12 protein-coding genes and 1 pseudogene are annotated in these 23925 nt (G+C 34.4%); 2 read left to right on the top strand and 11 right to left on the bottom strand.

Going from position 1 to position 23925, the window contains the following annotated elements; genetic code table 11:
• The 3 genes and pseudogenes from J2W48_RS14520 to J2W48_RS14530 form a co-directional block, all read right to left on the bottom strand.
• Positions 1–2139, bottom strand: a pseudogene (locus J2W48_RS14520) (DUF11 domain-containing protein); the annotation flags it as partial.
• A 189-nt stretch (positions 2140–2328) separates the two neighbouring features.
• The gene (locus J2W48_RS14525) at positions 2329–2973 is read right to left on the bottom strand and encodes a response regulator (protein ID WP_310282362.1); all 645 of its coding nucleotides are present in this window, start codon (positions 2971–2973) and stop codon (positions 2329–2331) included.
• 90 nt (positions 2974–3063) lie between these two features.
• Positions 3064–4815 (bottom strand): ATP-binding protein, encoded by a 1752-nt coding sequence (locus tag J2W48_RS14530; protein ID WP_310282363.1) that lies wholly within the window; start codon positions 4813–4815, stop codon positions 3064–3066.
• 983 nt (positions 4816–5798) lie between these two features.
• Between J2W48_RS14530 and J2W48_RS14535 the strand changes: the two genes are divergently transcribed.
• Together J2W48_RS14535 and J2W48_RS14540 are read left to right on the top strand one after the other, a co-directional pair.
• Entirely contained in the window at positions 5799–7349 is a 1551-nt protein-coding gene (locus J2W48_RS14535) for a helix-turn-helix domain-containing protein (protein WP_310282364.1), read from the top strand.
• 498 nt (positions 7350–7847) lie between these two features.
• A complete protein-coding gene (locus tag J2W48_RS14540; protein ID WP_310282365.1) occupies positions 7848–8114 on the top strand; it encodes a helix-turn-helix domain-containing protein in 267 nt (88 codons plus the stop codon).
• Positions 8115–8444: 330 nt separating this feature from the next.
• Here J2W48_RS14540 and J2W48_RS14545 read toward each other — a convergent pair whose 3' ends face one another.
• The 8 genes from J2W48_RS14545 to J2W48_RS14580 all read right to left on the bottom strand — a co-directional run bounded on the left by J2W48_RS14545 (position 8445) and on the right by J2W48_RS14580 (position 23858).
• Entirely contained in the window at positions 8445–10679 is a 2235-nt protein-coding gene (locus J2W48_RS14545; protein WP_310282366.1) for a DUF6055 domain-containing protein, read from the bottom strand.
• A gap of 200 nt (positions 10680–10879) precedes the next feature.
• Positions 10880–13090, bottom strand: a complete 2211-nt coding sequence (locus tag J2W48_RS14550; RefSeq protein WP_310282367.1) for an alpha-galactosidase — start codon at positions 13088–13090, stop codon at positions 10880–10882.
• Positions 13091–13114: 24 nt separating this feature from the next.
• Positions 13115–14326, bottom strand: coding sequence for a M24 family metallopeptidase (locus tag J2W48_RS14555; protein ID WP_310282368.1), 1212 nt, complete (start codon positions 14324–14326; stop codon positions 13115–13117).
• A 48-nt stretch (positions 14327–14374) separates the two neighbouring features.
• Positions 14375–16507 (bottom strand): family 43 glycosylhydrolase, encoded by a 2133-nt coding sequence (locus tag J2W48_RS14560; protein ID WP_310282369.1) that lies wholly within the window; start codon positions 16505–16507, stop codon positions 14375–14377.
• A gap of 227 nt (positions 16508–16734) precedes the next feature.
• Positions 16735–18834: a beta-galactosidase gene (locus J2W48_RS14565; RefSeq protein ID WP_310282370.1), complete on the bottom strand. Its 2100-nt coding sequence runs from the start codon at positions 18832–18834 to the stop codon at positions 16735–16737.
• Between the two features lie 7 nt (positions 18835–18841).
• The gene (locus J2W48_RS14570; protein ID WP_310282371.1) at positions 18842–21532 is read right to left on the bottom strand and encodes a DUF5695 domain-containing protein; all 2691 of its coding nucleotides are present in this window, start codon (positions 21530–21532) and stop codon (positions 18842–18844) included.
• 15 nt (positions 21533–21547) lie between these two features.
• Positions 21548–22063 carry a hypothetical protein gene (locus J2W48_RS14575; RefSeq protein WP_310282372.1) on the bottom strand — a complete coding sequence of 172 codons (516 nt, stop codon included), beginning with the start codon at positions 22061–22063 and terminating at the stop codon, positions 21548–21550.
• 103 nt (positions 22064–22166) lie between these two features.
• On the bottom strand, positions 22167–23858 hold the full coding sequence (locus J2W48_RS14580; RefSeq protein ID WP_310282373.1) for a DUF885 family protein: 1692 nt from the start codon (positions 23856–23858) through the stop codon (positions 22167–22169).
• Positions 23859–23925 lie beyond the last annotated feature (67 nt).

The following is a 23925-nucleotide window of genomic DNA, read 5'->3' on the forward strand; positions in this document are numbered from 1 at the left end:
CTCGCCTACATTAGGGGTAGCGCTGCTTGCTGTCTTAACCACACGAAGGTCTGACTGGGCAACCGGTACCGGCTCTGTAGTAGAGGTATTGTTTAAAGGCGTCGGATCAGGCTCATTTCCTGTTATCGTTGCCGTATTCTCATAAGAACCTGAAGCGTTTACCGTAGCTATGATGCTCAACGTTGCATTCGCACCGTTGGCAAGGCTGCCGATAGTCCAGTCTGGTGCTGTCCATGTTCCCACAGACGGCGTTGCGCTCACAAAGGTGTAACCCGCAGGAAGCACATCGTTTACCGAAACTCCCGTTGCATTATTTAGACCATTGTTTGTCGCAGTGATCGTAAAGGTTACATTGTCTCCAACATTAGGGGTAGCATTGTCAACTATTTTATCGACTTGCAAATCTGTCTGACAAACAGACGAGTTCAGGGTAACAGTGATCGCCAAAATAGAACCACTATTACCACTAGTAGCACCATTAGCTTTAAACTCTGTAACTGAAGAGGAGTCAGTTTGGCCATTTATACCCCCAAGAATTGTTTTAGCAGATGAATCTGTAGTAGCTCTAATAGAGATTACACCCCCACCTCCACCTCCACCCGGACCTTCGGCTTCGGTTGTAGTAATTAACTGATTACCTCCACTTCCTCCATTTGCATTTATGGTATTTGCCAGTGTTGATGCCTCTATTAAAACTGTTCCACCACCACCACCACCACCGGGAGCATCATTATGTCCTCCGATTGTATTAAATCCATTTTGTCCATTAGCTTGTATGGTACCGCTACCTGTTATATCATTTGCAACGATTAAGAAAACTATTCCTCCACCATCTCCACCATCTGCACTGGCATTGTCATTTCCGTCCCCGGCACCACCACCACCACCAAAGAAAATCTGGCTTTGCATGCCGGTTGATGTTAATGGTCTTCCTCCTAATCCTCCTACTGCATCTCTAAAATCTCCTCCCCATAAAGTATTAGAAACAGCTGCTGCGGGAACACCTGCTGAGATAAAACCTGCCGGATAGGATGGTCCCACAGTACAAGCATCTAAATTTGATGCAGAATACGTATATCCTCCACTACCTCCACCGGAAGAATTGGTTAATGAATTTCCATTAGCAATATAATTTGGATCTAAAGCCCAGGCACCCGGAGTACCACAGGTACCAAAATCATTCATTACACCGGCTCCTCTAAACCAATTTAAAGGATCCCCTCCATTGGCTCCTCCTCCACCGCCAGAATTATGTGCATTACCGCCACCGCCCGCATTAGCTGCTGCGCCTCTACCATATCTGCCTCCAAATGAGGTATCATAATCTTCTCTGTAACCAGCAATACCTTCTCCTTTTTCAGCAGACAAGGCAGCATTTGTAGTTCTAAAGTCGGTATAGAAAGTGGCTCCTTGAGGAGAAGTTGTATTCTCTCTCGTACCACCTCTAAAACCAGCATCATTTGCATTTATTGAGCCATTATTGACAATATTGTCCGCAAGAATTCCAACAACTCCACCTTTTCTTCGCTCTACAGCCGACTCATCCGCTCCACCGAAAGTAGGTGCCCCCCATGGAGTGGCAACAACAGTTCCTGGGTTGGTAACTGTTAATGTGGTATACTGTGGAATTCTTATAACCTGAACATATCGGGCTGCATAATAAGATAAGCGGGTATTACAACTCAATGTAATAACATTACCGGCAACGCTGCTTACATATGCCAATTCATAAGAACCTGCCCCATTGTAATTTGTTACAGCACCGTAATCAATTGTATTATCAGAATTAATAGTTGCTCCTTGTGCCTGATACAACATGATTAAATCACCGGTTGCCAAAGCATTGGAAACAAATCCTGCAGCATTTGTTACATAACCGGCTGGCAAATATGAAATTGCATCCCGGTTTAATTCAGCTATATTAGTCACTGTTACAGTATTAGATCCAGCTAATACATCGGCAGTCACTCTTGTATATCTGTTTAATACAGTATTTGCAACTGTTACTGTTAATGCGCCATCTTTTCCTGCTTGCGCAAAGCTTTTATTAGCACATAATACCAATAAAAAGCAGACCAGAAATATATTCAAAGTCCATTTTCTGGTTGTCGTTAAAATTTTTAAAGTAAAATCCACCATATAATTAATAATTAAAATTCTATAAAAAAGTAATCAAAGATTTCCACGGTCTCTGAATATTGTAATGATTAAATTCAAGGATATCATTGTAAACCTATTAAGTAAAAATTGCCTATGTTTTTATCACATCGCCAAATTTGATTAAAAAGGTGTGAATAGTAAATTAGGAATTTACCTGCATTTTTTTACTTACCCATCATAATACAGCTGGAAAAATTTTATTAAATCGGCTAAATTGTCAATTTCTAATTTTTCAAAAATTCTGTTTTTATAAGTGCTCACTGTCGTTTTTTTAATGTTTAACAATTCTAATATTTCGAGGTTGCCATAGCCTTTAATTAACAGTTGGGCTACCTCAATTTCTCTATTGGATAAAAGGTCTAATGGATTAACTGGCTTTTTTGAAATATAAAAATCTAAAATCCTGTCTTTAATATTCTGGGTAATATATCTTCCTGATGAAATTATAGTATTGATCGCATATTTTATTTCATCCTCAGAAATTTCTTTACTCAGGTATCCTGATGCTCCGGCGTTCAAATATCGCATTGCATAAATATTCTCGTCATGAACTGAAAATATCAGTATTTTAATGTCTGGCTGAATTGTTTTAATTTCTGATAAAATACTAATACTATTTCCCTCTGGAAAATTTACATCTAAAATCAATAAATCAACTTTTACCTCTTTCAGTACATTAAAAATCTCTTTAAAATTTCCAGCCTTGTGAATCGCAGCATTTAAAAAAAGCTCTTTAATAATTAAAGAAACTCCCTGCCTGACGACACTATGGTCATCAGCAATTAAAAAACTATAGCTATTTGATGATGTCATCTATATTTATAAAAATTTATCTGTTATTTACCTTTCTTATTTTTTTTAAAATTGCACAACAAAAGCCAATTTTCACCACAATTTTATATTCTAACCTAATTTCAGGATCAAATTAAATACTACCTTCGTTCCATTCCCTTCGTCACTCTGAATACTAATTTCCCCGCCAAATAATTCAACAATTTCTTTACATAAATTCAACCCTAAACCAACACCCAGATTATCAACTTTTCCGGAAACCGTTCCCTGATAATAGGATTCGAATATATTTTTTAAATCATTTTCTGAAATTCCAATTCCATTATCCTGAATTGCTACTTTTAAGTTCAGTTCTTTGCCTGTAATATCTTCAGAATCAATAGCAATCGAAATGAGGCCGTGGCTTGTAAATTTATTGGCGTTACCAATTATATTATAAAAGAGTTGATGAATTTTCGTAGCATCTGAATAAACTTCATAGTCTTCAACTAAATTAGTAGTAACTTCTATTTTATTTCCTTTGGTCTCCACTAATGAACTCATGGAAGAAATAATCTGATTTATTTCGTTTTTTAAATAAAAATTTCTGTTTTTTAATTTAGGTGATTGATTTTCATCTTTAGAATACTCTAAGATTTGATTTGCCAAAAGAAGCAGTGAATTTGTTGTAAATTGAATCGATTCAAAGGTTTCTTTTATCTCCGTATCTTTTACAGACGAGCCAATCATTTTACTGTAAATGGAAATTATACTTAACGGAGATCTAATTTCATGGCTTATCATCCCCATGATCCTGTTTTTAAAATTTAAGCTTTGTCGAATCTGAGTTTGAGCGGTAGTTAATCTTTTTTCATATTCAAAAGCCATTCTTGTAAAACTTAAAAGTATAATGGATATAATAAACATCAATACTATTAACATTACTATTGTATAATTCTTTACTTTCTTATTAGTCTCATATTGGCTTTGTAATTGTTTTTGAGTATCTTTTTGAAGAATATTTAAGGATTTGTTATAATTAAGTATTATTTCAGGCAGTAAAGTTTGTAATTTATTATTAAGCTCAATCAATTTTGAATTTTGCTCATCTAAACTTGCAAAAGAGTTTTTTAAATTTATAAATTGATTTTCATAATACTTATTAGTAACTGTAAATAAATTGACTATCTGATCTTCAATACTTCCTGAAACTATCTTATTCATATACTTCATAGTAACAGTTATATTTAACTGCTCCTTTTGCACATTGATTGTTCCTGCTAATGCATCCCCTATCCTTGAAAACAATCCTTTTCGCGATACACTGTCAGTTTTTATATAAGACTCTATATCAATACTATTCAAAATATTTTTATACTCAAATTTGTTGAGTTTAAAAACTTTTGGAGTACTATTTTTATTAAGGTCAAGTTGCATCATAATAATAGAATCAATATCGGATTTTAAGGCTGAAATCTCAGATCCTAATTGATGTTTTTCTGCTAGTATCTTCATAAATTCCTTATCCTTAACAGTAACTAAATTCAAACTATCAATTAAATGCCTTATTTCCTTTAAAGAAACAATATGTTTTTCCAGAGAAGCTTGATTTTTATTACTTGTATAAGCATTAAAACTCCTTTGAGAATCGATAAATGAGTTATTTATTTTACTCGTAAAATTTGATATTCTATTCAAAGAATTTAAAGAATTTAAAGTCTTTGTTATATTAGATTCATTTGCTGTTTCATTATACCAGATGACAACCACAATTACTTGTAAAAAAATAACACTTGCCAATAAAGTGTAATGAATTATTTTTCTCTGCTTGAATTTTAGCTTTAATAAACTAAATGTATTATTCGTTAAAAATTTTCTAATCAAAATTTATATTTTTAAAATGACACAAAAAATAATGAGTTAAAGAAAATAAAAACTCAAATAATTGTTTTAATTAGGTTATTATTAAATAGCAAAAAAATTAACGTTTTAAAAATAAAACCAGTTTTAGATTAAAACATCAACACTAACTTAACGACAACTAATATTCAAAGAGATTTGGGGAAGGTCTTTTAAATGAATAGATTGTCTTGAACAATTCACATATTATAATTCATTTTGGGATATTTTATTTTTAAACATGTACAAAACTAGTTTATGCATATTATATAATACGTAGAATATTATAAAGTCACTTGTAGAACTTATTCTACAAAATGAATTCTTTTTACTATTTCAAGTTTGCTAAAAAAAGCATAATATAACTTATTTTTAAAGTATTAATAAAAAAAATACTTCCTAAAACTGCTTAAAATCATGATATTCAAAAATTATTAACAATTATATAAATTTCAATTTGTAAAAAATTTAAAGAAACCTCATTTTCAAACAAGAAGTTAACAAAACAGTATTTTTAAGCTATTTTTTTTTGCATGAAAAAAACTACTATTTTTTCTGATGCTAAACAGCTGCAAAACTGGTGAATCTATTTTAAAAAAAATATCAAAAGACTTTACCTATTACGCAAACGGTAAAATGTTTGTATTTCAAAACACTAAAAATCAATCAGTTAAACTTTTAAATTACTTAATATATTCTTTTCAAATATTTTCTAATAAGCATTAAATTTTTAGTTTTTTTTTAATATCAAATAATGTTATTTACCAAAAATTAAATCTAATATTAGTAATTCATAAGACATTTAATACCTACGCAGGGATTTATATAATTTATTTCATAAATAAATAAATATACTTTAAAGTAAATAATTACATTTGCAGAATTTTAGCCAAAATAGAGACTTGCTATTTAAAAAATAAAGAAAGCATTCTAGAAAGTCTCTGGTTGTTTCAATTTATCATAGTTATATGCATTACAAATTTATCCCCTTCTTATTCATAATTGTTTTTTCTCATTTTCAATGCCATGCCCAGGCATCTAAATACGACAGTATTTTTTCTGAGACATCTCAGGTATTGTTAAGTTCAAACCCAAAAAAAGCATTAGCCAATACTGATTATCTTTACAAGATTTCAAAAAATAATTCAGAAAGAATAAAAGCATATATGCTTAAAGCAACTCTTTTACGTCAATATGGAATCCGAAAAGAAGCTGCTTCTGCTCTGGTACATGCAGACAGTTTGGCTATACTGGATAAAGATTATACTTTCCAGGCAAGAATAAATGGTTTTTTATCTACACTTTATCGTGAGAATGAAATTCCGAGCATAGGTAAAATTTATTTGCAAAAAGCAGTTGCCGTGAGTAGAAAAATTGAGGATAAAAATGAAATGTATAAATTTCAGGGAAACCTGTCTCAGGAAATAGCATACTATGAAATGATTGACGCTAATTATTCGAAAGCTATAGCCAGCCTTAAAAAAGGAAATCAATTGTTTGAAAAAGCTGGTCCTAATATTGACAGGTATTTTCAGTTAGCTGTAAATGGGGAACTAATAGCGAAAAACTATCTTTTATTACATAAAATTGATTCGGCTTTATACTTTTATGAAAAGTCAAATAAAGAACTTGATCAGTCAAAATCATCAAATAGTCCATTAAAAGGTTTTATCTATAATGGGTTCGGAAACGTATATACATCAAGTGGAGATTATAAAAGTGCAGCACTCAACTACCAAAAAGCCGAGCAAATAGCGGATGCTTCTAATTTCTTTGCATTAAAAGACGAAGTGTACAGCTCTTTACTTGATTATTATAAGAAGACCGAAAATAGTAAGAAGTACATCTCTTACAATGAATTGTATCAGAAATTGCACAAAAGTGAAGAATACAACCGAAAAATCATTGCAAATGACTTAATTAAAACACTCCGAAAAAAGCAAATAGATACCCAATCAAAATACCAAAAGAGTACTTTTATTATTATTGGAAGCTGTATTTTTATTGTTATACTTACATTAGGATTATATATTTACAGACGAAAACAGGATTATAAAAAATTTAAAAAATTTATAAATAAAAAGGAAACTGAGACTTTTTCTGAAATTGAGGCAACTCTAAAAAAAGATACTGCAAAAGATTATATGTCTGTGGAAACAGAAAAAAGCATTTTAGAAAGTATCCAAAAATTTGAGAAATCTAAGATGTATCTCAATAAGGATATATCTTTAAATTCTATGGCCGGAGAACTTGGCATAAACCATCGCTATTTATCATACGTTATTAAAAAACATAATAAAAAAGATTTTGCCAGCTATATCAGTGAATTAAGAATTAATTTCATTGTTGATCGTTTGAGGAATGACAGCGACTATTTGAAATATAAAATAAGTTATCTTGCTGATCAATCTGGTTTTTTATCCCATAGCAGATTTACAACCACATTTAAAAAAATAACTGGTGCTTCACCCTTAGCCTTTATTACTTACCTCCAAAAAGAAAGAGAAGAAAAAAAATAATCCAGCACATCCATTCAGGAGTAAGCTCATATCTCAATAAATAAAAACACCAATTTGAAAAGATCAAATTGGTGTTTTTATTTATTCATTGTATACCTGTAGAGCCTGTTTAAATTTTATTCAATAATAGTTTTACAGCAGATAATTTGACCATCCTTTCAGATCACGGCTTTGCTGTCGTGAACATTGGCTACTGTTACTATAACTGGCTAATAAAAATCCATTTTTATCAATCACGATATGACGTTTTATTCCTTTAACTTTTTTGTTTTCCATCAAAACCCTTGAAAGAACGATTATTCCCCTAACGAGCACTTTGACTATTTATTATTCCAGGCTTGCTTGGGCTTTTGCCCTTTATTCGTACTCGCTCGGTTAATTTAGACAACAACAAATCAAAATGTTCTAAAAAGCCGGATTAGAAATCGTTTAGCAAAAAAATAAACCTACCAATTTTGTATCTTTTGTTATCGTTTTGACTTGTTCTGCAATATACTTTTGTGTAATAATTTTAAGAACAAAATAGTAAAAAGAATTCTCATCGGAGTTGGAAAACATATACGTAGAAAACGAGCAAAGACAGCCTTGGAACTTATTCATCTTTATTTAATTTCAGAAGCAAAAAACTTATTGAAAGAGGGAAAAATGAATATTACCGAAATTTCTGTTTCTCTGGGATTTGAAAATGCTACGTACTTTTCCAGTTTGTTTAAAAAAGAGGTTGGAATCACACCCAATATATTCAGAGAGCAAAATTTAAATTAATAATTTAATATTCTAAATGTTAAAAATTATTATAAGGTTAGGAATAAGGATCGGGTTGGAAAAAGTAAATCAATGATTCTCACTCTACAACAATTTTTATACAATCCCTTTTGAAGATGTTATTTTAAAAGGAGTTGAATCTGTAATTTAGGATCTGTTTGTAACTGTTGAAATGGGATTGAAAGAGAAACCATAGATCTCTCCTTTGAAATCAAAATCAATTGATTACTTTCCCAATTATTTTCTATCCATGTATCATCCGGCGTAAAAACCCTTAAAATAAAAAAGCCCTGCCAATTATTATATTGACAGGGCAATTTTTAATAATGATTACTGTTTAATAAATGTTTTATTTACGATGGTATTTCCAGTTTGAATACGCAACAAATACACACCTGAAATTAAATGATTGCAATTGTATGCAATATTAATTCGCCCCACCTCATAAGTCTTGTCTGTTATAACATTTATTTTACGCCCGTTAATATCAAACAATGTGATGGTTACTTTTTCTTTTTCAGTTTGCATAAATGAAATTGTCAGGTTTTCACCTGCCGGATTTGGGTATATACTCAAATCTGCCTCAGACTCAGAATCAGGAATTGCCTTCTTAGCACTTGATGTAGTATTACAGGTTGGTGTTGTACTAAAAGCCATTGTTGCAGCAGAAAAGTTTGTGAATGCAGGATTTATATCAACATTAGAAGCATCACTGGCGCCTTTACCATCACATTCTGCCCTGCCATTTCTCCAATAAGGAAACTGGAGGTAAACGCCTGCCGTAGAACAGCTTCCAATTTCCGCATCACCACCTACGACAACCGAACCACCAAAGTTTCCTGCAAACAACATCGCATTCCCTTTAATGTTGGCAGTACTACTAACTGAACCGCCTTCCATCCAGGCATTACCCTCAACAATGGCACTATTTGATAAGTTTGCATTGTAAACACATGCATTTCCTCTTACAATTGCATTACCATTTATAGTTCCTCCATCTACCATTGCGTATTCATCTATACGGGCATTTCCTGAAATAGTGCCACCTCTGACAACTGCATAGGGACCAACATATACCGTTGATGCAACACTTGCATTATTTGATACCCATCCTCCACCATTAGTATGTAAATGTCCATTTGTTTTAAGAAACTTTCTAAAATCGGCTGCTGGCTGAAATCCTTCAGGATTGGCATTCGCAATTTTTAGTTCATAAGGATATCTTCTTTGTTTCGGATATCCTTCATCCATATTATAATTTACGTGCACTTTTGGAGCTGAAAATACGACCAGGAAAATACCGGATTCTGTTGATGTATTTAAGGTAAATGACGCTTCTCCATCAGTCTTATACATTGGACTGTAACGAGATACGGTACCATCGGCTTTTGTGGTAACAAAACCATATCGCCATCCTGCCTGTGTCGGATTCACTTCTGTATGTCCTTTAAATTTAATCGTAACTTTCTTTTGTGTACCGGTACATGTTGGGTATAACGGAATTATGTTCATTCCATAATCCTGCGGAGCCCAATCATTATTGGTGTAAAACTGGTCTGTTGTACCGGCTACTTTAGTAAGAAGCGTATATTGCCTGCTTGTATATCGAGGCATATAGTTCTTAATGGAGGTATATACTTCTCTAATTTTCTTTCCGAAATTACTGGTTGTATTTATTTGCGAATTCCATTGAATAGGATAATCGAATGCCGGTTGTCGTTGCGCATAACCCCAAAGATAATCGTCAAGCTGATCCTGTGTAAAACCTTTTAATCTTTTAATAGTTTCAAGAGGATGTTCCTGATTTTTTGATTCGGCCCACATTCTTCTGGTGAAATCAAAACCTTCTTTTTCCTGAACATAATACATCAGATGAAAATTTGTGTAATGATGACGGTTAGATGACCACATAAAGTTTCTGGTTTGTATCCATCTGGTTAGGGTCCCATCAATCTCTGCCCATTTAGAATAGGCCTGGGCCCGCATGAAATTAGCGTGCCCTTCAAAAAACGGACCCGCCCAGTCATAACCTGCAAAAGCAGTTCCATTGCCCGGGTTTTCCTGAATACGCATCATCATCTGGAGCGTGTGGGCAAACTCATGAGACAATGCACCACCATCCCTGGTTGCATCAGGATGAACAAACATGGCACCAATTGTATTACTAAACGAACTCGCATGAGCAAACCCCTGCAAGCGGCCATCTGAAGAATTCCAGGTATTCAACATCATAATAATGATTTTGTATTTACCGAAATTTGTTGTAGATGCATTGTTAATAAACTTTAAATCGGTTATATAACGCTTAAAACTGGTTTCAAGCGTATCAGCAACCGATTTAGGTACAAAACGTAATGACGCATCCGGGTATGCTGCCGGATTGGCGCCTACCTTATCGCCCCAGTAAAGAACAAAATTAGTCGACTCATATCTTCTTGAACTCGATATGTTATTGTAATACTCATTGTTGGGGTTGCTCCATTCTGTAGGAGTAAAAAGGGTTTTCTGACCCATTGCAAAATAACTGCAAAGAAAAAGAAGGGTTTGTAAGAAAAGTTTTTTCATATTTATTCTAATTTAGTAGGTTAAGAACTTATGTTCTTTGTAAATATATATACTAAATTATACTTTTTATAAGATAATATTAACTGTATTTAATACTATTTTACCTAGATTATTATTTATATCTATTTATTAAACAATAACTTAACCCAACAACAACCTAAATATCCAAAAAAATTATTACTTAAAAATAGTACTAAAAATTAATCCTTAAATTCGACATCTGTAAGTTCTAAGACAACACTGTTTTCTTGTTTAGAAGAAGAAACTTTCAATCCAATTTTCATCAGGAAATCTCCGGAAAAAACAGCTCCGGATTCTTCAAAAGTATTCCTGGCATCTGGCATGATATTAATTTCTTTAACTTCATATCTTTTTGAAGGATCGAGCCCTTCTAATCTTACCCGACTGTAATTAGGATCTGTTAGCGGGTGGAGGGTATATGAAAAAACTACCGACTGTGTTTTATTTTCATTAACATACATCAATACTGCCCTGCTCTCCTCATAAGGCGAAATCAATCGATACAAATCTCCCTGACAAATAACAGGACTCAATCGTTTGTAATTTGAAACTGCTTCCTGACAAAATTGTAATTCGTTTTGCTTTAGTTCGCCAACATTAATATCAAAACCTAATTTACCCATCATAGCCACATCAGTTTTGAATTTAATGGATTGATTCCCCATAGAAGTCACGTGGTTACAAGTTGCCAACGCAGGATAAAAATTAGAATATCCCCATTGAATAAATACCCGGTCAAAAGGATCAGTGTTGTCACTTGCCCAAAACTCGGTAAAATAATTCAGTAATCCGTAGTCAACCCTTCCTCCGCCACCGGCACAAAGCATCATGGGAAGATTGGGATATTTGCTCTTTATTTTGTCGAGAACTTTATACAAACCCTTTGTATATTCTATAAACAAATGTGATTGCTGATTCTTTAAATAAGCAGAATAAGCACTTGTCATCATCCGATTACAGTCCCATTTAAAAAAGGCCACACCAGATTGGGTTTGCATAATATCATCTACAACCTTAAACACAAAATCCTGTACTTTTGGGTTGCATAAATCCAAAACCAGTTGTGTACGATATATGCTCTTTTCACGATTGGGTAAACTTAACACCCAATCCGGATGTTTTTCATACAGTTCGCTTTTTTCATTGACCATTTCCGGTTCAATCCAAATACCAAATTTTACGTCTTTCTTTTTAGCTTGTTCCATCAAAAAACCAATACCATCCGGAAGTTTTGCTTTAGTAGCCTGCCAATCTCCTAAGCCCGATACAGAACCACTTCTTGGATATTTATTTCCAAACCAGCCATCATCAAGCAAAAACATATCAACGCCCAAGGTTTTGGCATCCTCAAACATCTTAGCTAATTTGGCCTGGTCAAAGTCAAAAAATGTGGTTTCCCAATTGTTTAATAAAGTCAGACGGGGTTTTTCTCCGTCCTTAAGTCCATATTTTCTGGTCCAGGCGTGTAAATTTCTGCTGGCCTGCCCTTTTCCGCGATTTGAAAAAGTATAAATAAAAGCAGGCGTTTTAAATGTTTTTCCGGGTTCTAAATTGTATTCAGAAGCAAATTCATTGATTCCTGAAATAATTCTCAGTTCGTTATTATTGTCAAGATCAAATGTGTACTTAAAGTTTCCTGACCAGGCTATTGAACCTGCAATGACTTCTCCGGTATTTTCACCCGATTTTGAATTTAAAGAAAGAAAAAAACCTGGCGCTGCAAACATATTGGTTCGTACGCCCAATTTTGAATCGATTACTTTACTTCCTCTTGTGAGCTGACTTTCCTCCATTCTCATCTCCTCGACAACATCGCTGTAGAATTGAGTCAGCCAATATTTATCTGCATCCAGATGCAAAGCCGATGAAGCGTAGTTATACAGTGTTACTGCTTTTTTTTCCTGATGCTGAATTTCTGTCCACGACTCAATTACATCTTCTTTATAAAATATTTTGTAATGAAGATTGACAAAAACAGGATATTGAGGATCTTTTAGTTTGATAATGATCTCTGTAGAATTAGCATCTGTTTTTTGAGAGGAATGACTTTGATATTCTAATTCTAACGAAGGATTTCCGTCATTGTGCGTTATTCGAATAGCAGGCTCAAATAAATTATCAGTCCCAAAAGTGGGATAAGCAAGATGACGAAGATCAATTAAAGGATTGCCATCATTTACCGCAAACTTCTTAGTGTTTTCTTTCGAAATCAATTCATATTCTGAACTGTTATTCAACTTTGTCCCAAAATACGTTTGATACAACTTTTTGTTTTTTCCTACTTTCAAAACCAAAGCAGAACTTTCGGTTTCAATAGTAATCATGACGCTTTCTTGCGCCTGAACACCAGAGTATAAAATGGTTAGCAGTAAAAGTAATAATCGTTTCATTTTTTATTCTTTTAATAATAACAATTAATACCCAAAAGGATTATCAACACTATGCATTGGCGTAGTAAACCATTTTGCTCCGCTTTCGGTCATATAAAAATGATCTTCATGTCTGATTCCGAATTTTCCCGGAATACAAATCATGGGTTCATTACTTACCACCATACCTTCCAATAGTTTTATTTCGCTTCCGCGGACCAAATATGGATATTCGTGAATATCAAGTCCGGTACCGTGCCCCACTCTGTGCGGTAATCCGGGTAAATCATAATCCGGACTAAGCCCGGCATCTGCTAAAGTTTTTCGGGCTGCATCATCAACTGATCCACATGAAGAACTAATTTTGGCAGCTTCAAAAGCAGCAAACTGAACCTTTTTTTCTAAATTCCAAATGGTTTTGTATTCTTCTGAAGGAACTCCATAAACATACGATCTTGTAATATCAGAAAGATATCCTTCTAATCTACAACCTGTATCCACGATAACAGCTTCATTTTCTTTTAAAGGCTGCGGAACAGAAACACCATGAGGATATTGCGTATCATCTGCAAACAAAACAATACAGAAATAAGAGCCTGAAGGTATTCCTGCTTTTATATGCGCTTTATTGATAAAATCTACGACTTCGCTCACTGTAATTCCCGGTCTTAAGATTTTAGCAGCCACCCGTTGCACCTCCATTGTAATATCTTTTGCTTTTTGAATTATCGCAATCTCATTTTTAGATTTTTGCATTCGGCAAGCTGATGTAATATTTTGTGCTGTTATAAAATCATAGCCGCCATTTGCTTTTGAAATTCCGTCAACTAAAAAATAAGACGAAGATTCATCAATAGCGACTGTTCCATTAGCCAGATTTTTATCCTTCAATAATTTTCCGAATAAAATATATGGAGATTCATGTTCTTCCCAACAATTAATGGTGGACTGAACTTTCATGTATTTTTTAAAAGTTCCTTCTTCAAATTTTGGAGCAATATATTCTAACGAACCATCTTCAAAAAGTAATGCGCCAACCATTCTTTCTGAAGCATTCCAAAGCGTTCCTGTAAAATAATACAGGTTCGTTCCGGCATTAAGATATAAAGCTTTAACAGAAAGCTCTCTCATTAATTGCGTCGCCTTTTGTGTGCGTTGCAAATATTCTTCTAATTGAATTGGTTGTACATCCTGAGTCCTGTTTTCTATTTTTTCTAATTCAATTGCTGCAGTAGAGTCGCCTATACCTATTGTCATTTTTTGTTTTACTTTTTTCGTTAAACAGCGAAATTAATCAATCTTACTTTATTGTATTTTAGGTTTTGTCTGTTTCATCAGTTGAAGTAACTCTTCCTGATTCAGCGCATAATCATATATACGTAATGAAGCTATAAAACCGGAGAAATTTTCTCCAATATCAGATGCACCAATTATAATTTTAGCTTTATCTATGGCTGATGATAACAGCATCCTTTGTAAATTATCTAAAATACCATCTACATACACTTTCTCTACAACACCATCAAAAGTCAGAACAATATAATGCCATTTATTCGCTTCCGGAGTTTTAGTAAATTTCATATCAAAATGGCCGTCTAAATGTACGCCTGCACCGTAATTTCCGCTGTTGTAAGCCAACGCATTGTATGAATTTGCCAGACCAAATTCATGCCTGTCACACCACGATGCCAAAATTTCTCCTTCGTTTGCTATTTCAGGATTTTTAACCCAGGCTGCTACGGTATAAGAACCATTCCATGCTAAGGATTTTGGTACCGGTTTATCTAATATAAAAGCGCCATTTGTAAAATTAAAAGCCTTAATTCCCTCTGATTTTTCTAAAGATACTTCTCCATTTTTTGTAAACGTTCCTCCAATAGAACCTTTGTTAGAAATGGTATTTAAATCTGAATTATTAAAAATTTTGCCTGCATCTAAATCAACAAGTAGTTTCTTAGTACTTTTTACCGCAGGAGCAGTATTGGATTCTCTGTTTTTTAAGTTTAATGGAAGATCAAATAGTGAACTATATACTTTTATGTTCCAAACTGCGGCATAAAGCCCTGTTTTTTCGGTCGCTAAAACGGTTAGTTTTATATAACGTGCCGTAACCTCATTATCATCAATCATCGGACTTCCGGCTGTACGATTTTTAGATCTGTCGGCATACTGATGCCATTTAGTTCCATTCAAAGAATATTCTATTTTATATTGGTAATAATAACTGGCAAATTCAAATTGGGTTATTACCCTTTTGATCTTTTTTTCTGAACCCAAATCGACAATTAGATGTTGCGGAGAAATATTATTGGCCGCTTTCCACATGGTGGCATTATTATCATCTGTAGCGTAAGAAGGTTTATACTCATAATCGTACTGAGTAGATTTTAAATGATAAAAAGAAGAAGCCGATGTTTTTCTCTTAAAAGCAATATCCTCCGGAACTTCAGATTTTAACAACTCTATTCCTTTATTTGAAGGTATAACGGTTTGAATTGTCGAATCATTCTCAAAAATCATTTTATCGATACAAACTTGTCTGGCAAGCCCGCCTCTGGTCATCGGGTAATCGTGTTTGTGATATACAATGTAATAATCGTCTTTCTCTTGTAAAACAGAATGATGTCCCGGACCATGAACCGTTTTATTTTCATTTGTACTCAAAATAGGGTTGTTTTTCCCGGGAGTAAAAGGTCCGTAAGGCGAATCTGAATACGAATAGCGGACATTGTATGTTTCATCATGGCAAGACGCTCCGGAATACATCAGGATATATTTTGAGCCTTTTTTCATCATATAAGCTGCTTCAAATGGAGCGGGCGTTTGTGCTAATGGTATATTTGTGGAATGTGTCATTCCGCTCATGGTATTTTTATTTAACTCTCCTACGGCATAACCTCCATTGTAATGTACCCACGTTCCCCAATATCCGTATATTTTCCCATCGGAATCTTTAAAAAACTGTGCATCGAGTGATGGAAAGTTTTTTCTTGGATATCCATTTGAAATTACCGGAGTGTCGTCGTCACTTAGTTTTTTCCAGGGTCCAACTGGTGAATCTGAAACATAACCATAAATATTACAGCCTGTTTCGCAATTTCCAAAGTACAGATAATATTTTCTATCGTCGCCTTCAATTATATCGGGAGCCCAAAAATTGGTAATCGATTTTGTTGAAAATGAAGGGATTTCCATAATATAGTTATACCAGTTTTTAAAGTCTTTACTATACCAGACAGTAGGCGCTCCGGATGCCAGCATTTCATTATCAGTAGTGGCGTAGATATAATAAATGTCTCCAAACTTTTTAATGGTAGGATCAGCAAACCAGCCCGGTAAAATAGGATTGTTTGCTCCGGGGGAATTTACACTAACATCCTTTTGGGCGAAAACAGTTCCGGTAAAAACGAGTATAATAAGACTGTAAAATAGTTTCATTTTCAGCATTGTATCTTATAAATTAATTTGAATCCTTATTTACTTTACCTGTAACATAGAATCATAGCTTTGGCTTACGCTGAGGAATAGGCGTTTCACTTATCTAAATACACATAGTTCTATGTAAAAAAACATGTTTTTCTAAAAAAATCTTTAGCTTTAATTTTAAATCTATGTTTCTATCTGTTCAATAATATATTTTGCGAATTATATCCGATTGGTTTTTATTAATACTTCCAAACCAGTACATCAGCAGTTTTTATAGCTGTAGTTCCAATAATGATTTTGGCGTTTTTTGGTAAATTGATGTTGTAGACTTTATCCGAATAATTGACTGCGATACCAAATCCGTCGCGATACTCAACCATAACTCCTTCAGGATAATCTTCTATAGGAGTATTTTGTTTTTGATATAATTTCCTTAAGACTTGTTTTTCGAGGTCTCCATTTTTGGAATCTACGCCAATGTAGGTTACTGTTCCTTTTCCTAAATGATGTGAAATAATAGCAGGTGTTCCTGAGTAAAAATCGCCGTCATAGGTTCCCCAAACCTCAGTTTCTTTATTTGGTTTTAGTAAATCTCCCCAACTCGTCCAACTAAATTCCTGATTATTAAATTTTATTATACCCGGAGATTGTGGCATTAACAAATCATATGATTCTATTTGAGAACCGATTAAATTCCACATGGGTTCATAAAACTTAGCCTCCCAAAGATGGCCCTGACGATTTTGAATTCCTGATCGGCAACTCAACACTAAATTCCCTCCGCTTTTGGCATACGAAGTTAATTTATCGATCATTTTTTGGTCAATCATCTGATAAGCAGGCACGATCAAAAAAGGATATCTGGAGAAATTAGTGGTATCCCGAACAAAATCAACCGGCGCCCCAAAAGATTTTGTCGCTTTATAATATTTTAAGAAATGCCCAATCGTATTCCATTCTTTTGTTTGCTTGTTTAACTCAATGCCCATCACATTATCTGCATTAAAAAGAATTCCGGTTTTACGTTTTAAATGGTAATCCGGTAATCCTGCTTTAGCATCATAAATTTTTCGTAATGCATTAATTTCCTTTATAAACTGGGCAAATTCTATACCACCAACGGTTGGTGTTACACCGTCTGTACCTACAATACCATAATGAAATTGCTCATAACCATATAAAGGAGCACGAAAACGATACGTACAAGCAAATTTGCTCCCTCCGGCAAAAACATGCCACAACCACATACGTACACTTCCGGGTAATGGCTGCGGATTAATACTTCCCCAGTTTACTTGTCCCGGCTGCAGTTCCATACACCCATACATGCCTTTTAACGGACGAAAAAAGTCATTCGACATACCAATACTGGTATAATCACCTAAACGATATCCTTTTGAGCCTATTCCCAGACTTCCACCATATACTAAATAGCGTGTATAACAGTCAAAATCCAATTCTTTGCTCATTCCAACAAAACTTTCATTATAGTTGGATCTGTAATTAGACGTAATCCATTGGTCTTTGGTTATGTATTTGCGAATGGTAAGTGCCTGGCTATCGAGAAAAGTTGCTGTTTCCTCGTCAGCAAATCTGTAATGATCTAATTGGGAGTGGAGGTTCATTCCCCATTCTTTATGTAACGGAATATTAATCTGATCAAAATTGCTGTAAGTCCCGCTCCAGAAATTGTTTCCCCAGGACTCATTTAGGGCGTCAATAGTTACATATTTTTCCTTTAACCAATTGCGATAGCGTTGTTGCGCATCCGATCCATAATCCAGAAAACGCGAAGGTTCATTATCTACCTGCCAGCCAATAATGCTTTTATTATTACCATATCTTTTTGCTAATTGTTCAATCATTTTTAAAGAATAGCTTCGGTAGTAATTACTTGAAAATGATGCGTGCTGTCTCGAACCGTGATCCGTTTTGGTACCATCTTCATAAGTAGCGAGTATATCAGGATGCTTGCGAACCAGCCATACAGGAGGTGTCGCTGTTGATGTACACATGATAATTTTTAAATTATATTTTGCCGCAATAGTTATGGCTTTATCCATCCATTTAAAATCATAAACACCTTCCTGCGGTTCTAATTGTACCCACGCAAATTCGCCAAAATGGGTAAACTCAAAACCCATTTCAGCAATTTTTTTCAAATCACGATCCCATTGACTTTCATTCCAATGTTCCGGATAATAATATACGCCTACTGTGGTAAGGTCTTTTTTCGGAAAAAATTTCTCAAAATTCTGGGCATTGGAATTTAGACTGGCAAATATTCCAAATAAAGAAAATATTATTATTAAAGAGTATTTATTTGATTTCTGCTTCATTTCATACTTATAATTTAATTTGAACAGCTTTATTTTTCAAAGTGATTTTATAGGCGCCTCTAACTTTTTCATAAGGCAATTTCACATCCTGATCTACTCTTAAATAAGCATTAGGCGTATAAACTGTTTTACCATCCAAAGTAATTGTAACAGCACCCGTTTTAGTATTGTAATTTACTTTTTTAAATGTTCCTGCATCTAGTGTCAGCCATATTTTTTTTGGTGCAATGAATATTTTGGATTTGGCTGCTGTTGTAATTTCTACTTCAACCTCATCTCCTTTTTCTTTTAAGTTACCTCCAAAAGCAACCCAGCCATAGTCTTTTTCATTAGTAATAAATGTAGCTGTATTGACAGCGTAACCAAAGAAACCGGAACCGTAATCTCCTGATAAATAATCAATTCTTAAAGTTTCAGGATACGAGTGAAAAGCAGCGGATCCAAAACCGTCTTCTGTAATATTTGAAATTCCGCCTAACAATCCACCGTAACCTACTTTTAGCAAATGAAAATCATCAGGTGTTTTTCTGAATTGCTCCAAAACCGGAATCGCATTTAAAGCCGAACCATAATGATGGATCTGACGCTCTACTCTGGATAATTTTCCTCCGTATAAAAAATCCCAATACCTGCGGGCATTTCCGTTATATGCCCAGTGCGGCATCGTAGGCATATAGGCTAAAATAGCATCCAGTGTAATCTTTGCCTTATCTGTGTATCCAAAATAATCAGACCACATATACACTTCTTCCTGACCCGTAGAATCCCATGGCATTTCACTTCCAAAAGGATAATTAAGCGTTCTCCAATGATCGGCTCTAAGTTTCATTTTAGCTTCCAGATTATTGGCCATTTCTGTATATCCTTCCGTTTTTAAATCTTTTAAAATCAATAAAAAAACCGTTCCTTCCATTTGTCCAAACTGCGCATAATAAGGCGCTAATCTTGTCATTGCAATACTGGTTTCGTAAGCATTTTTTAAGTACCAATCCCAGGCGTGATTGGTAACCAAACCTTCATGATAACGGGCTAAACGATACATAGTCCAATGCGCCGCAGCAACGTGCGGATAATTATAGGATCTTCCCGGATCATCAGCCCCTTTTTTGTCCCATGCTGCCCAGGTTTTATAATTTACATCTTTGCTGTACGTTCCTTCAGGCATTAAAGTAGGTTCGTAATAAAAAACACTTTTTTTAACTCCGTATTTAAGTGTATCTGCGGTATTATACTGAATACCTCCCCACAAAGTTTTATCAATAAACTGCTCTAACTTTTCTATTTCTTCTTTTTTCGGATCAATCAACTGTTTCATAATTGCCCCAAGCCAGCCTCCTGCTCCGCCTTCATCACTTAAACCGGCAATCCAGACACGACTGTCCTGACTTACTTGTTTTTTGGTTTCATAATCATAGGAGATTACCGAAGGGTTTCTGTGAAAAGGGTCATTTTTCTCATCAAACCATTGTGCTGTTGTCAAAAAATTTCCAAAATCAGCTACTACATTCGTTTCAGATTTTATTACTTTATAATTGATCGTTTGCTCTAATCCGTCTTCATACACTACTGTTAATCTGGCTCTTCCCCATTTTTTTCCGTGTACTGCATATTGAAAATAGCCGTTTTTATTTTTTGATTTTTCCTCTATTACTAAAGCCCCTTCTGGTTCAATTTTAAAAGATTTTACTGCTTTTTTATATTTTAGAAAAAGCTGTCCATCAACATCCTGAGGCAAAACGTAACCCGGAACTCCCACTGCCACAGGACGCTCGTTCTGAAGTAAACTAGCTTGAATGTTTTCGATTTGGTCAACTAGTACAAACTTCAATGCAAAACTTTTAGCTTCTCCCGGTTGAAGTACTAATGAAGTTGGTGTATTCCATTGTTCGGCAGTTTTCCATTCCTGATCTGCATAGGCTTTACTTAATGGCATCCATTCGTGGAAACCTTCAAAAACAATACTTCTTGGCGTTTCATCATCCAATAAGGGACGATACGCTTCAAAAGGCATATTCTGCTCTGGCAGTAATAACAATGCCGGCCCGTGACCGCTCAATCGTTTCACTTCAAGATAACCGGCATCTTTACCAATATAGGGATCAAAAAAAACGTTGTGAAGATGCGTTTCATCTAATGTTTTTCCTTCTAAAATGTTATTAAAAACCATCGGAATACCTAATGCTCCAATTTCCTGAGCGGTGTTGGATTTATTTGTAATTTCAAAACGCAGAATTAAATTCCCTTCTTTTTCTTCATAAAAACGTTTTATCGTTAGAGGAATATCGGCTGGGAATGTATTCGAAAGATCAGCTGCCGCCAAAACATTTCCTGAAACATTCAAAGCCGTAACAGAAGCTCTCCTGGCAGCTGTGGAATAACTTTTCCAGCTTCCATCTGCTGCTTTAATCCGAAGATTGATATCTCCCAATTGATATAAACCGTCTTTATCACGAATAGAAAGTCGTTCTCCGGGCGTAAAATCGAAAGTTTTATCGCTAAGAGGAGACAAAGCCGCTACTGTTTGAGAGGATTTTAATAATTTTAATTCAAAAAATTTTGTACTTAAATTAATAAATCCTTTGTCGATTTCAAGGGTTGATTTTTTACTATTTAGTTTAGTCCAATAGTCCTGAGCTTTACTATTTCCCGAGCTTATTAAGCATAGTCCTAAAAATGCAATTAATTTTAAATTTCTCATTTTTTATTTTTTATTTTAATATTTAGTGCCGAACTTATAAATGCTGGCACTTTCTTTAGGAACTACAAAACTATGGCCTGAAATATTTACTACTTCTTCCTGAATACTTATATTCTCAGAATTTTGGTCTTTATAAATCAAATCATCAGATCCTGTAATGATAAATTTTTTCCCCTCTGATACTATTTTTCCTTCTAAAAAATCCAGATTTAAAGTGTAATCTTTGTCTGTAGCATTAATCACGGAAATCGTAAGAAACTTTCCATCTTCGGTAATTGTTGCAGCTACATCCAAATATTTTGGCAGCCCGGTAATTTTTACAGGATGTATACCAAACTCTTTATTATAAAGTTCTAAAACCAAACCTGCTACATCTGGCCTGGAATCTCTTTTAATTGTTTTTATAGTACTAACAACATTTTCTGTTTGGGAATAACTTACTATATTAAAAATATCCGATTGTCGTGAAAATTTATTTATACTTGCAGCAATTCCTAAAGCATCTCTCAAAAAATAACGTATCGTCCCCAATAATTCCTGTTTTTGTAATCCGTATTAATAATTCAATTCATCTAATTCAATTTTTTCAAACCAATCTTACCAGATAATTTTCTACTTTTAAAACTGCTATTGTTTATTTAAAATCAGTTGAAAACTTCCAATTCGTTTTATAATCTTCAGAAACAGGCAAATCTTCTAATAAAATCCTGAGCATTTCTACCGGCATGATATTCTCTTTTAGAACCCGGTCGTGAAACTGTTTTTCTGTCCAGCCTTTGGCCAGCAATTCATTTCTTAAAGCATAAAATTGCAAACCTCCTGTCATATAGGCTACCTGATATAGGGGCGCATCCCCGCTGGCAAACGAACGTCTGACCTCAGCTTCTGCATTTGCATATTCATGGCCTACTTCATTCACTAATAAATTAATGCATTGCTGTGGAGTCAGTTCGCCTAAATGATATTTTAATGAAAAAATGATTCGGGCACAACGGTGGATTCTCCAAAATAACATGCCTAATTTTTGTTCCGGCGTTTGTGGAAATTGTTTGTTCCAAAGATTAATTTCCCAATACAAAGCCCAGCCTTCCATCCAAAACGGAGTATCAAAAGGAGCGCGATACGATTTGTAACGGCTGTTCATAAAAAACTGCAGATTATGTCCCGGAAGCAATTCGTGTTGTACGGTGGCAAAAGAGAAGTTGGGATTGTTACCGCGCATACTCATCAGCTTGTCTTTCTGATCCATATCTTCTGTTGGATAGGATATACTGATTTCCCAGCCTCCGGTAAAAAACGGATTTACTTTTTGGCGCTCCGGTGTCATCATAATCATCTGCCAGGTTTCTTTTGTCAAATCCGGCAATGTAATTAAGTCTCTGTCTTCGATAAATTTTACAGATTGATTATACAAATTGGTAATCGCCTGTGGCTGCTCGCCTGCAGGTACATAAGTATCTTTAACATGTTCGAGTGCTTTTTTCCAGTCTTTTCCGTAACCTAATTCTGTAGCCGCTTTAATCATTTCTTTTTTACACCATTCAAATTGATTTTGTGCTGCGGCTATTAGTTCTTCCGGGGAATACGGAATATATTCATACGCTAAACTTTTGATTACAGCATCTCTTCCAATTGGTTTTCCAATTATGCCGCTTCCATCATCTTTTATACTTGTTTTGGAATAGTTTGCTCTTAAAAAATCCTCATACATTTTAAGTTTATCTGATAATTTTTTATACGGATTTTCCATCCACCAGGTAAAATCAGGATCATAGCTATAATAAAATTCATAAGCTTCTTTCAATGATCGCCCAAGAGAAGCAACGGATTTAGCGGCTTTATCTGCAGCAAACCAATCTTTAAAAGGTTTGGTTTTTAATAACTCCGTTTTTTTATCAATGCTATTTCCTGCAACATCAAAAACTTTTGCCAGTTGATTGGAAACAGGTCGTTTTCCTCTTCTTCTTTCCTTGATAAAAAGATTAATATCATTTGAAAAATCTAAAACCGAAGCCACTTCTTTATAGCCTTTGTATTCTATTTGTAAAAAATAATTTTCTTTATTTATCAAATTTTTCAGCAATAGATAATCTACTTTTCCGTCTTTTGATAAATTTTTAAAATCAATATTTTGTACTGTTTTCGACCAATCGTCATAAAACTTAGAAAAACGCACATAATATTCTTCCGACTCTTTGTTGGAATAAAAATTTTGCAGCGCAGATTTATCTGCCTGAAACGTATTAATTACATCTATAAGCTCATTGGCAAAGGAGTGAGCTGCCATGAATAGAAATAAAATAAGGCTTAGAATTGATTTTTTCATGCTATTGGTTTGATGATTTTTAATGCCCGGCTTTTGCGTTTAATTTTTCGCCACGAATTGCACGAAT

This window comes from Flavobacterium piscis, from assembly GCF_031457575.1.
Lineage (GTDB): Bacteria > Bacteroidota > Bacteroidia > Flavobacteriales > Flavobacteriaceae > Flavobacterium > Flavobacterium piscis_A.

Coding starts and splice junctions, on each gene's coding strand:
- J2W48_RS14525 (WP_310282362.1), bottom strand. CDS start 2,973: ATGACATCATCAAATAGCTATAGTTTTTTAATTGCTGATGACCATAGT.
- J2W48_RS14535 (WP_310282364.1), top strand. CDS start 5,799: ATGCATTACAAATTTATCCCCTTCTTATTCATAATTGTTTTTTCTCAT.
- J2W48_RS14545 (WP_310282366.1), bottom strand. CDS start 10,679: ATGAAAAAACTTTTCTTACAAACCCTTCTTTTTCTTTGCAGTTATTTT.
- J2W48_RS14550 (WP_310282367.1), bottom strand. CDS start 13,090: ATGAAACGATTATTACTTTTACTGCTAACCATTTTATACTCTGGTGTT.
- J2W48_RS14555 (WP_310282368.1), bottom strand. CDS start 14,326: ATGACAATAGGTATAGGCGACTCTACTGCAGCAATTGAATTAGAAAAA.
- J2W48_RS14560 (WP_310282369.1), bottom strand. CDS start 16,507: ATGAAACTATTTTACAGTCTTATTATACTCGTTTTTACCGGAACTGTT.
- J2W48_RS14565 (WP_310282370.1), bottom strand. CDS start 18,834: ATGAAGCAGAAATCAAATAAATACTCTTTAATAATAATATTTTCTTTA.
- J2W48_RS14570 (WP_310282371.1), bottom strand. CDS start 21,532: ATGAGAAATTTAAAATTAATTGCATTTTTAGGACTATGCTTAATAAGC.
- J2W48_RS14580 (WP_310282373.1), bottom strand. CDS start 23,858: ATGAAAAAATCAATTCTAAGCCTTATTTTATTTCTATTCATGGCAGCT.